The 11,917-nt window shown below is 41.6% G+C and carries 9 protein-coding genes; 3 read left to right on the top strand and 6 right to left on the bottom strand.

Going from position 1 to position 11,917, the window contains the following annotated elements; genetic code table 11:
- Positions 1-47: 47 nt before the first annotated feature.
- From AF333_RS05910 to AF333_RS36675, 3 genes are all read right to left on the bottom strand, one after another.
- Positions 48-779, bottom strand: a complete 732-nt coding sequence (locus AF333_RS05910; protein WP_043067323.1) for a PRC-barrel domain-containing protein — start codon at positions 777-779, stop codon at positions 48-50.
- A 53-nt stretch (positions 780-832) separates the two neighbouring features.
- Entirely contained in the window at positions 833-2,137 is a 1,305-nt protein-coding gene (locus tag AF333_RS05905; RefSeq protein ID WP_141391406.1) for a hypothetical protein, read from the bottom strand.
- 420 nt (positions 2,138-2,557) lie between these two features.
- On the bottom strand, positions 2,558-2,683 hold the full coding sequence (locus AF333_RS36675; protein ID WP_268753603.1) for a hypothetical protein: 126 nt from the start codon (positions 2,681-2,683) through the stop codon (positions 2,558-2,560).
- A gap of 54 nt (positions 2,684-2,737) precedes the next feature.
- On the opposite strand from AF333_RS36675, the gene AF333_RS05900 reads away from it, so the two are divergent.
- From AF333_RS05900 to AF333_RS05890, 3 genes are all read left to right on the top strand, one after another.
- Positions 2,738-3,187: a type IV pilus modification PilV family protein gene (locus AF333_RS05900; protein ID WP_052520290.1), complete on the top strand. Its 450-nt coding sequence runs from the start codon at positions 2,738-2,740 to the stop codon at positions 3,185-3,187.
- A 75-nt stretch (positions 3,188-3,262) separates the two neighbouring features.
- A complete protein-coding gene (locus AF333_RS05895) occupies positions 3,263-3,946 on the top strand; it encodes a hypothetical protein (protein WP_139189003.1) in 684 nt (227 codons plus the stop codon).
- Between the two features lie 7 nt (positions 3,947-3,953).
- Positions 3,954-5,942, top strand: a complete 1,989-nt coding sequence (locus tag AF333_RS05890) for a pilus assembly PilX N-terminal domain-containing protein (protein ID WP_043067320.1) — start codon at positions 3,954-3,956, stop codon at positions 5,940-5,942.
- 47 nt (positions 5,943-5,989) lie between these two features.
- Here the strand turns inward: AF333_RS05890 and AF333_RS05885 are convergent, their stop codons facing one another.
- The 3 genes from AF333_RS05885 to AF333_RS05875 form a co-directional block, all read right to left on the bottom strand.
- Positions 5,990-8,980: a VWA domain-containing protein gene (locus tag AF333_RS05885; protein WP_043067319.1), complete on the bottom strand. Its 2,991-nt coding sequence runs from the start codon at positions 8,978-8,980 to the stop codon at positions 5,990-5,992.
- A 193-nt stretch (positions 8,981-9,173) separates the two neighbouring features.
- Positions 9,174-10,580, bottom strand: coding sequence for a UDP-N-acetylmuramate--L-alanine ligase (gene murC / locus AF333_RS05880; RefSeq protein WP_043067462.1), 1,407 nt, complete (start codon positions 10,578-10,580; stop codon positions 9,174-9,176).
- A gap of 1 nt (position 10,581) precedes the next feature.
- On the bottom strand, positions 10,582-11,910 hold the full coding sequence (locus tag AF333_RS05875; RefSeq protein WP_043067318.1) for a bifunctional folylpolyglutamate synthase/dihydrofolate synthase: 1,329 nt from the start codon (positions 11,908-11,910) through the stop codon (positions 10,582-10,584).
- Positions 11,911-11,917 lie beyond the last annotated feature (7 nt).

The following is an 11,917-nucleotide window of genomic DNA, read 5'->3' as shown; positions in this document are numbered from 1 at the left end:
TCCACCACCTCTCCCGCCATCCTTCTATATCCGTCTACGGTTTCTATCTATTCGGCAATTTTTAATGTCAGCTCGACAAGTTTGTTTCTTCCGATACGCTTTACACGTTCGACTATATCTTCAGTTACGACCTCACCCTCTGGTACAATCACATCACCATTCTCATCATATATATCAGCTGTCACACGCTTTCCTGTAATATTTACGGTATCTTTCGAGAAAATCAGGGATTTGTCCACTCGATCTACTTCCTCTTGATTTGCCTGTGAAACAGACATGCGATCAAATTCAGATTTATTTATCAGGTTTTCGACGCTTTCTTTTTTCACAATCAAAATTTCTTTCCCCATTGTAATAATGAATTCAGCATTTAGTACTTGCTGATCATTGGATTCTTTTTCAATAACACAGCCTTCCACTTTTCCGCTTTCAGCATTTACATAATATTCAACTACCTCTCCAATAAATTGGCCTGCCGCAGTAATTACGCGGTTACCAATAATACTCACACCCTTTGTCTTTAATTCATTAGCCAGAGTGTCTTCTGATAAATCGATCACAGCAGATTCACTTTCCGTCATAACAGCATAATCACCAAGCCCTTGCACCTGTCGGAATGGAAGCACTTTTACCCCAAGCGTCCAGCGCTCATTATGAATAACGAGGAATTCTACCTTTCCAGACTCCGGGTTCACCAACAAGCTCTTTACTTTTCCAATTTCTTTTCCGTCCATAATGCTTATAATCGGCATACCTATCAACTGCTGACTCTGTCTCACTTGAACCGACTCCTTTTATCTAATTTACTGATGTTTAGCAAACAGGACATTTTTTATTCAATCATCCTTTTCTCTGCCTGTTCAATAATAAAATGCGGAATAAGAGACCAAGGCAGATTAGGCTTTCCTTCCTGCTCCAGCATTTCAGTAACTATCTGGATATAACAGATTTGCTTGGAAACGTCCTCGATCGCCTTAGCTCGACGTTCACCTTTCGGCATTATTTCTATAATATAAGAACGAAGATTCTCTAACTCACTAATTCCTCGTTTGTATAAGCCCATCTCTTTCAGTAAAAACAAATAATCTTCAACAAGCATGGCTCGAGCTTCAAAAGGAACTTTATATTCCAACGCTTGCTGTAAATTAATTAATGCTTCCTCATAATTGTTTTTTTCTAAAGCGGACGAAGCTTTCAAAAAGTATTCCTGTACCATGGCAATGTCTTCGGGTACAAAGTTTATCTCTTTATTTAGTCCAGTTTGTGCTTCTTCCGATACCTGTTGTGGCTCTTCACCGATTAGGTCCCATTCCAATGGCGTCTGCTCTTCAGTGTGTTTATTTGTTTCATCCTCTATATCGGAAAACTCTTTCTCTATAGAGTGAATCGACTCTGAAAAGTCTTCTTCTATACTTGCAAAAGACCATTCTGGTATACTATCACCCTTACTGATAGCGGATGCTGTTTCTTCTTTCACTACGGTACGCTTTGCCTCATTTTTTTCTCCTTCTTCAAGTGCGTTAGAGGCTGGTATCATATAGTCTTTATGACCTTCCTCTTCCGCCAGCACCTCTTCCAGATCCGAATAATACATATTTTCTTCCTCTTCAGGCGTGTAAATATGCTCATCTCTCATGTCTGGAATATCTAATTCCTGTTCTGTCTTCTCTTCAAAAATATATTGTGGAAACTCTTCTTCCTCATTTTTTAATTCCTCTTTTTCTTTGGATAAAGGAAGGTACAGTTTTTCATCTGTAGGTATCTTTTCCATTTCAGCTCTAGGTGAGGGTAATATTTCCCCCCCATCTTGCATCTGATGATCGATTTTAGTGGGGCAATCAATACTTTCATATGAAGATTCTTCTTTAAAAATATCATCAAGCTTTAGAAGTTCATTTTCTGTTGTTAATAAATCCTGCTTATTCTCTTGAGATACTTTACTCTCCACTATTGGCTTCTTTTGTTCCGAAGATGTCGCATCATGATTAAGCAATTCTATAAGTAGTCGATCGACTTCCGCCCGTGTATCAGGCTCTTCTGTATGAGGTACAGCTGGCGATAATACGTTTGCTTGTTCACTTTTCTCCTGCACCATTTCGTCTTCATCTTCTGCACTCTCTTCTTGCTCATGTAACAAGACGTTTTTCTTCTGTTTATAGACGAAAAGTCCAACACAAAGAGCTATCGTACTGCTAACTATGAATAAAAATCCAATTCCGTTGCCAAACAATAGGAACACTAACGGAGCAATGATCCCCATAACTATAGACCCAACAAAAAAAATGAATACGGATTTAATAGCTTGAGTCTTTTTTCTTAAAATAATATAGAATAGCAGCGTTAATAAAAAATATATAAGATAGTAGCCTGGCAAGCCTGAAACAAGCATTCAATCACCAACTCACCTATTTATTCCTATTATGGTTTAGGTACAAATACAATAGTACAATATTCAACAGAGGAAAAAAAGACCTATTAAATACACGTAAAATATATTTCAATATTAAATATTCCTTATTTAATAAGAGTCATAAGTGGTAAAATAGTTCCATATAAATTACACTTGATAGTTTGACAGGGGAATGTGGTTGGAAGGAGGAGATTCGGAAAAAAGAAGAGGGTGGATACGCCCTGCGATCCGGCAGAAGAAAGGCCAGCGTGTCTTTTTCTTACCTCCCACCATAAACATTTGTCAATTTATGAAATCAGATGTATATAGAAAAGGCGGTGAACATATATGCGCATTCTATCTAACGAAAAAGGATTCACATTAATTGAGGTGATAGCAGCTATCATAATTTTTTCTGTTTCTCTTCTATTATTTAATGTATATTTTGTAAACAGCTTTTCGAATATAAAGCGTCAGGATTCTCAGCTAGTAGCGATGAATATTGCAAGACAGTTTACCGAACAGTGGAAGGCAGGGAATGGAACACTAATTGAATCTGGTACAACCTTACTTGCTACATCGAGTTATAAAGAGATTGCAGCAAAAGAGACTGAAATATTGAATAAACCATTTTCATTATCGAACGTTTCATTAAATGGAATCACTTATGAACCTGTTATTGTGATAAGTAAACTAGAACCTCTCTATACAATACAAGTTACAGTGAAGCAAGAAGGGGCAGATTCCATATTAGCCACACTTCATACAGCTATTGCCAATCCAAAGAAAGGAGATTGAGACATGTCACCTCAACCCTTTGCATTCATTTATTACCTATTTAATATTACCCGAAATGAAAAAGGGGCCAGTTTGGTGGAATTGCTGACGGCGACGGTTATTTTTCTCGCTATTATCCTGCCCCTTTCTTCTTATTATATTTCTAGCATTTCATTGTACGATCGAACACGTGTGGAAACAGAGTTGCAAAATGAAACAGATTTCCTCCTTTCTACTATTCTTAACACCGTGCAGGATGCTTCCTATTTTGAATTGGATGGAAATACAGCGGATGTGGATTCTACTTTACTTTCGATTTTCTCACACGACCTAGCCGGACAAAATCTTCTTCCTGTCTCTGAAAGAGCAAGCGTACATCCCGGAATAAAACGTTACAATTTGCAGAAAGAATATTACAAGGCGGACGACCAAGCAGACGACATACAAAAAACAACACTTACAAGAATAAGTTACGGTTTTAATGTATCAGACAAAAACGATGTACATAAAAACTTTGAATACAATAGTTTCTCTTATTTAGCAAATGGTGTATTTGCACTAGATGAAGAAAAACAAGTACTGACTGTTTATTTACTTGTCGCTCCCAGGGGAAACGGCACAATACAAAACGGGCAAAAATCAGCTTTCTTAAACGATTCTGAAGTACTAAACGAATTAAATCGCCTAAGAAGTGAAAGAGCCCCCAATGATAAAGAGCCTTTGCACTTTATTCGTATTATTAAAACAAGCTTTGCTGTAACGAATCTAAAAAGGGGGTGAAAACGCGATGCACATACTTAAAAATGAAAAAGGTCTTGCCCTGATAACGGTGCTTTTTATTCTTGTGTTATTTACCGTTCTTGGCCTATCTGTTCTCAGTATAACGATGCAGTCTAGTAAAGTAAGAACATATACTAACGAAGAAACGGATGGAAAAATGCTAGCAGAGATGGGGATGCTCTATTTTAAGGAGAAGCTGGAGACAGAATTATCTCGTGTTACGCCGGAGGACCTTGCTAATCCTTCTCATCCCTTACGGCAGGCAATGGAAAATCCGGGGAAGGGGGACGAGTTGCTACAGCAATATGTTGATAAAATTGCGGCAAATCAAGATGAAAACAAAAACTTATATAAGTTCACACCTCTTCCCGGTTCCCCGAATACGGGTTTTGCTATCGGTTATGTGGACTGCTTAGACGATAGTGGTGAAAATGCTCTTCCCTACAAAGATGGGAAGAGTGGAACAAGTCAGCCATACGTACGCAAGCTAAAGGTATCCGTACTTGGAGTTCCAAAAGGAGGAGAAAACGCAGGAAGTTTCAAAACGTTGCAAAAGCAAGTGAAATTAACTTCAACGGTGTACATCAATACCGTTCCTGCCCCTTTTCATTATGCTGTAAGCACCAGTAATGAACTGCGTCTCTTCGGGGGAACTAACATCATTGGCAATGTGCTGGCTCCTGTCGTTGTTACAAGTACTGATTATCGTTATTCAGAGGAAACTGAAGATAAAACACAGGAATGGAAGACAGCCGGTGAGGCATGGAATAAACCATATATCGAGGGCAACCTTTTTCTGTCCAATGACACAGATACCGCTACAAAAAATGGAATCTATCAAACAGGAACACCGAAAGCTGAAGCACCCACTGAGAAATCGCTGCAAGGCGGTACGCCAATTGCTACCCGTCAGGCATTACGGAGTGCAGGCATTATGACGCCCCTAACGTTGGCAGATGATACAAAGACCGAATTAAGCGCACCCAAGCCTTATTTACCAGGCTATGAGCCGCCTTTTCTTGAAACTGTGGAAAAAGACGATATCCCAACGACTCTGTTCCGTAAATGGGCTGATCAAGAATTAACAGTTAAAAAATATATTAAGGATATAATTGAAGCTAATCGTCCAACGTCTCCAGACTTCACAGTGGAGAATAATGAATCTATTTTCTTTGGAGAAGGAGAAGCTACTGGCTTTGTAAAAGTAGACCCGCCTACAGGTACCGATAAAATTTTCCTTATCTCAAGGCAGGAAAAATTGGAAGCAGGGGAGCCTCCCTCTTTAACGGTTCGGCTTACTGGTGATGTTTTATATCATGAAAATGGAAAGCAACTTTTCATCGCACCTGATACACCTGATTACAAAGCAACGGTGGAAATGGGAGACAAAGACGCATTTACGAGTAATGCAGCAAATACTGAAAACCCATTCACGTTTCACGGTAGTATTTTTATTGATGGAGACCTGGATATCATCAAGGATATCGATATGACAGGCACCATTTATGTTACAGGGGATGTAACCATTCGCGAGGCGTCCAATTCGTCTCGCGAAAACCCGGATAAAGAGAACAATTTGGCAATTATCGCCGGTGGAAAAATCACGCTTACAGACCGTTATACTAGTAGGGAATATAACGACCCTGTTAAGCTGGAGAAATGGTTTCTTCCGTATAAAAAGGATGAGGATAACAAAGAGAAAGTTCCTCCATTTTCCGCATTTCTTTATTCCGACAGTACTCTCGAACTGTATTCTGTAAAATCAATCAACCTTATTCGTGGTGGAATTGCAAACGGCTCCAGTACAGCAAAATATATGGAGTTAAATACAAAACGTGAAACCGACTCCCTCGCATCACGGCTCAGTATTCAGTTCAGCCGAGGCATTTTCGAACGAGCTACCCCAGGTCTTCCGCCGGGCGATCAATTTTTTATCGATATGTACGACGAGAAATATGAAAATGTGAAAAGTGATATAACATTTACATCATCATAATGTAGAGAAGAGACAGCCACTATAACAGTGACTGTCTCTTCTTTTTATTAACGCAAATTGTTTTTCCCTTTTACCACAACAATAGGTGCGATTTCCTCATTAATTGGAATTTCCTTTATAACCCCTTCAGGTGCATGACTCATGTCAAATTTACCTGATACAGGTTGTAGACGCATCTCCAAGAACACGCGGTACTTCACTGTTTGGCTATCCGGAGCTTTTATTAGTTTTGTTTTTATATCCTGCTGTCCTACTGTATCTAACTCTTTATTTACACTGTCAAGAGGAATAGATAATTTTTTCTCACCAGAAGAAGCATCCTTAAGCACAATCTCCGCCTTAACCACTTTTAGCTTAATCAGGCTAGGCAACTCCATCACTTTGTAGCCTCCAGAAATGGTAGCTGCACGGTTGTCACCTGATGAATCAGTGCTTCCTGCATTGATCGGCAGTACGAAGTTCTGGATATCATATTTTTCTACTTCTTGTATTTGTGGCTTTCGCTCACCGAACTTTTCATCCTCTGTCATATTTCCCGGCATTTTAGTAAGATCGAGTTTTTTATCGACCGTTACAGCCCACACAGCAAACGGAGTTTTCCTAGCTGCGTTTAACTCCTGAGTTAATTGGCGCTGTTTAAAATAACCTGTAATTGGTTGACCAGCGGCTGTATCCTTCATAAGTTCCCACTGTCCATCCGGCCTCAATACATACCACCTTGTTTCCAAAGCAGGATTATTTGTTTCATGTGTACTTGGAAGGACAGTATTTAACTGAGGATTTACAATCGCATAATAACGATTATGCACAACTTCCATATTACCTGAAAACTTCGGATGCATGTTCACATGAATCGTGCAGCGCTCCGTATATACCTGCCCTTCTTTTCCTTTTTCCTCCGCAGTAACAATAATTTCTGTTTTGCCTGAACGCTTAGCGGTGATTTTAATTTTATTTGTGCCTTCTGGCGTAAACTCGGCAATCGAACGATCTTTTACTTCCCAGGTTACATTTTTATTAGTTGCATCTTCCGGTATGAAACGCACGGTTACTTCTCCTACTGATTTAGGAGAACCAGGTTCGTCTGGTATCACTTCAAGCGTAAGTTTTTGCTTATCCAGTTCAATTCCTTGCACTGGAATCCCTTTGGAAACTACATTGATTGTAACTGGAGGTAAATTTTTCGTTTTTGTTTGATTATCTAACGTATTATACATTAACTTAATATCATCAAACGTATACGTTTTTGTATTATTAAATTTTAATTGTAACTTTTTTACTAAATTTGCTTGCAGCTCTTCCGAAATAATCGGACCATCCGAACCTACCGGAATGTCAGGGAAGTTTACAATAATATAGCCGGCTTCATCAACAACCGCATCCGAATCTGGAGCCAGTTGTACATCGGAAGAAGGCAGCTTTACTTTTACCTTTACTTCTCCTAATGAAATCTGCTTAATCTCACGCGTGATTTGAGCAAAAAGCGAGTTCAAATTGTCCATTGTTCCCTCATAAGCCGCACCACCAGTAAGAGAAGAAAGGCGCTCCAGGTTATTCATTCGCACGTCTTTTCCGAAGCCAATGGAATAAAGCTTAATCGAGTTTTTCGCCAATTCCCCTGCTGCTTCTTCCGCATCTCGTTGCGCTTTCTGAATGTTTGCTTCACTGTTTCCTCCACCTTTTTTTCCATGCGTTGGAACGCCATCTGTTAAAAAGATAATATATTTACGTTTTTCGCCAGCTGGAAACATGGAGTTAGCCATATTTAAAGCAGCCCAGTAATTCGTTCCCCCATTAGCAGCAATTTTACCAATGTTGTTTTTTACTGTTGTAAAGTTAGGATATCCATTGTTATCTGTTAAATCATTTAATTTTTTTGCCGTTGTATCGAATGATACAAGTCCAATTCTATCACCTATATTCTGGCTGCCGGAATTGTCTTCGAGCAGAATATCAACAGCCTTTTTTGCTGCTTCTTTCGCCTTCCCCATCTTATCTTCCTTTTGTATCATTGAACCGGATTTGTCGATGACAAATACAAGATCAACGGGTTCACGAGTCAATTCGGAGGCAGCAGGTTTGCCATATGGTGTTAGCCGAATGTTAACGGTTCCTGTGGCAGCTTCGTTTTTCGGTTTTTCAATGGTCTGTTGTTTCGGATCTACGATGCCATTCAGTCCAACTTCCGATTGTGTACCTTCAACTACTGTTACTGTAATTTGCGCAGATTTATTTCCGTCTCCTTCTTTCTCACCTATTTTTTCAAAATTAGGAGTACATGAAGAATTAAAGACAGGTTTATTTTTCTTATAATAAACTGTTCCATCAACACAAATATTTTTTTTGCCATTTAGCGTTATATCATCAAGGAAATAAGCATCACCTTTAATATGAACATCAGGGTTACCACTGATAGTAAGGTTTTTGAAAAAGTAGGCGTTTCCTTTAATAAGGATATCAGGATTTCCACTAATATTGACCACGTTATTAAAATAAGCATCATTGCCGATCATCATGTTAGTGTTCCCGCTTATATTAGTTGCCCCATTAAAATAGCCATTCTGATCAAGTGTGACATTCGGTGTGCCGCTGATACTCGTTGTTCCTTTTACATATAAAGAAGAGTAGCGAATTGTATCATTTCCTGCTTCCTGCCAATGTTCAAGTGTCGTTACTCCTGACGAAGGATCAGGGAACGTAACTTCATTGTCTTCCCCATTACTTCCGTTCCCCTGATACATGTTTACGATCGCTTTCCCTTCTTTTACGGCTGTAACCTGCACGGAGCTTCCCTTGTTACTACTGAGTGTTAAAACGTTTGGATCTGAAACAGTCCAACGTACAGAGTCTGCATTTGCCGGATCAACCTTAGCTGTGAACGTCTCGACCTGCCCTTTTTGCATTGTTGTTTTATACTGTGTGAAAGCGTCAACGTTATCAGCCGCATTGTTTGCACTTGTTGAAAAATTTCCTAATCCTGTAAAGAAAATAGCGAAAATCATACAAAATAATACACCTGTCGTTGCTAATTTCCTCATTTTCTCCCCTCCCCTTCTATAATAAGAATAAATCTCCCTTCCTAATATAATAAATCAAAATACCTATTTTTTGTATCGATTCTAGAGAATAACAAAACTTTTTATGTATATATTGAAGAAATTTCAACTTTATATGGTTCCATAATAATAGCCCCCTTCTTTATCTTTAATAAAAGAAGGGGGCTATTGTATATTATTTCTGTTCTAATACTTCAACCAGCTGTACCGCAGCCTTCCAAATATCGCCCGCGCCCATCGTCAGCACAAGATCACCGGCTGCAACCGTACGCTTCAAATGCTCGACCACTTCTTCCTTCGAAGAAATATACTTCGCATTCGCATTGCTATTCTGCTTAATCAGCTCTACCAGCTTCTCAGCGCTGACACCTTCGATCTCAGGATCATTTGCCGGAGAATAAATATCAACGATGATAACCTCGTCCGCTTCGCTGAACGCTCTGCTAAACGCATCCAATAGGAAGAACGTACGCGTATAGCGCTGCGGCTGGAAAATCGCAACCGTACGACGATTCGTCGAACGGGCCGCCTCCAGGGTCGCCTCAATCTCGGTCGGATGATGTGCATAATCATCCACGACCAAAATGTCATTTACCTCGCCAATCACCTGGAAACGACGTTTCGCGCCACGGAATGCGATAATAGCCTCAGCGATTTCTTCAAACGTAAGGCCCGCTTGCATGCATACCGCTACCGTCGCCAGCGCATTGTACACATTATGGATACCTGGCACGGATAGCTTCATCCGGCCCAGCAATTGGCCCTTATGTGTTACATCGAATGAAATCATGCGATCGCCCGGTTCGATGTTGCTGGCCATGTAGTCAGCCTGCTTGTCGATTGCATACGTAATAAGTGATACATTCGCTTTTTTCTCCGCCAGCGTCTCCTCTACATAATCATCGTCAATGCAGACGACTGCCGTACCGTTCTCTTTTACCTGGGAGAGGAACTGGCGATACGCTTTCTTCAAGTTCTCGAAATCTCCGTCATAGTTTTCAAGATGGTCTGGCTCAATATTCGTTACGACTGCAATATGCGGGAAATATTCCAGGAATGTGCCATCGCTTTCATCCGCTTCCGCTACAACGAAATCGCCCTGACCGGCTTTCGCATTGCTGCCGATATCCATAATCTCGCCACCGATAAGATACGTCGGATCGGTTCCCGTTTTTTCCATCACTAGTGCGATCATGGATGAGGTCGTCGTCTTGCCGTGGGCACCAGCTACCGCTACGCCCTTCTTCTCGTTCAGCAAGCGCGCCAGCATTTTGGAACGATGAATCAACGGAATCGCCTGCGCCCTAGCCGCAGCTAACTCTACGTTCTCTTTCGGAATATCGGTCGAATACACGACTAGGTCTGCACCTGCGACATTTTCTGCCTGATGGCCGATGAACACCTGCGCGCCTTTTTTCTGCAATTTATCCGTCAGTTCTTTTCGAGCTACATCAGAGCCCGTGACATAACAACCCATATCCAGCATGACACGGGCAATGGCGCTCATTCCATACCCGCCAATGCCAATAAAATGAACATGTTCTCGTTTGTGCTCGTGCTGTTTTTGTACCTCAGTGTCCATCTTATTCATCACCAGCTTTCCTGTTTTCTTTCCACTCATTTCGTATATCTGATATAAAGTATAAAGACCCGGCCACCAGAAGCACCTCCTGTGGAGTGACCGTATGTATTGCCTGCCTCCACGCTTCCCGCCAATCTTCTTCCGCCTGTACGGATATATCGGGAGCAGAAGCTTCGAAAGCGGCCGCAAGTTCTGTAGCGCTGGCCGCGCGCGGATGGTTTGTCTTCGTCACCCATACTCGCTCACACAGCGGAGCCAGTAGGTCAACCATCTCTGCATAATTTTTATCTGCTAGCGCGGAAAAAACAAGAGAAACTTTCCGCCCCGGATAATAGTCCCGTACCGTTTGCACAAGCGCACGCACGCCATCTACGTTATGTGCACCATCCAAAACGATGTCCGGAGCGCTGCTGATTCTTTCGAACCGGCCTGGCCATCTCGCTTCCCGCAATCCTTTACGAATATGTTCTTCTTCAACATATAAGGCAAAATAACGATTCAGCACTTGGAGCGTCATGAGCGCTCCGGCGGCATTGTCCACCTGATGCGCGCCAGTAAGCCCCAGTTCACAGCCATTTATCCTTTCGAATAAGCCGGTAAAGTCCATTATCTCCCGGCCTTCGCGCTGCGTTCGCAGCGCTTTATATTCTACCTCCGCGCGGTATATGGTAGCACGGCGCGATTTGGCGACTTCTTCGATGATTTCTAACGCTTCACCGGGCATTTTCCCGGTAATGAGTGGAACACCACTTTTGATAATTCCGGCCTTTTCCCGGGCAATAGCGGGAAAATCTCCTCCCAGTATATTCATATGATCGAACCCGATATTTGTGATAATGCAGGCAAGCGGGTGAACGATATTGGTAGAATCAAGCCGGCCGCCAAGACCTGTCTCCCAAATGACAAGATCCGGGTATGTCACCGTCGCAAAATATAGAAGCGCCAGCGCCGTCACCACTTCAAACTCCGTCGGTGCACCGAGCTCACTTTCTTTCATATCTTCAACGATAGGCTCCAGCCTGCCAATGAGCGCAACTAGGTCTTCTGTTGCAATATAGTCTCCGTTATACTGAATCCGTTCATGAAAGGACGTAATATACGGAGAGACAAACAAGCCAACATCCTGCCCTGTCTGCCGCAAAATCGAGTACAGAAATGCAGCCGTCGATCCTTTTCCGTTCGTACCGGCGATATGAATAAATTTCAATCGGCGCTCGGGATGCCCGAGGCGCTCCATCATATATTCCATTCTTTCAAGGCCGGGCCGAATGGAGAATCTCTCCAATCCGGCCAACCAGGAAAGTGCCTGTTCCAATGATTGTTCAGTCACGTTCTGC

The organism is Aneurinibacillus migulanus (assembly GCF_001274715.1).
Taxonomy (GTDB): domain Bacteria; phylum Bacillota; class Bacilli; order Aneurinibacillales; family Aneurinibacillaceae; genus Aneurinibacillus; species Aneurinibacillus migulanus.
This window is presented reverse-complemented; position numbering and strand designations above follow the sequence as displayed.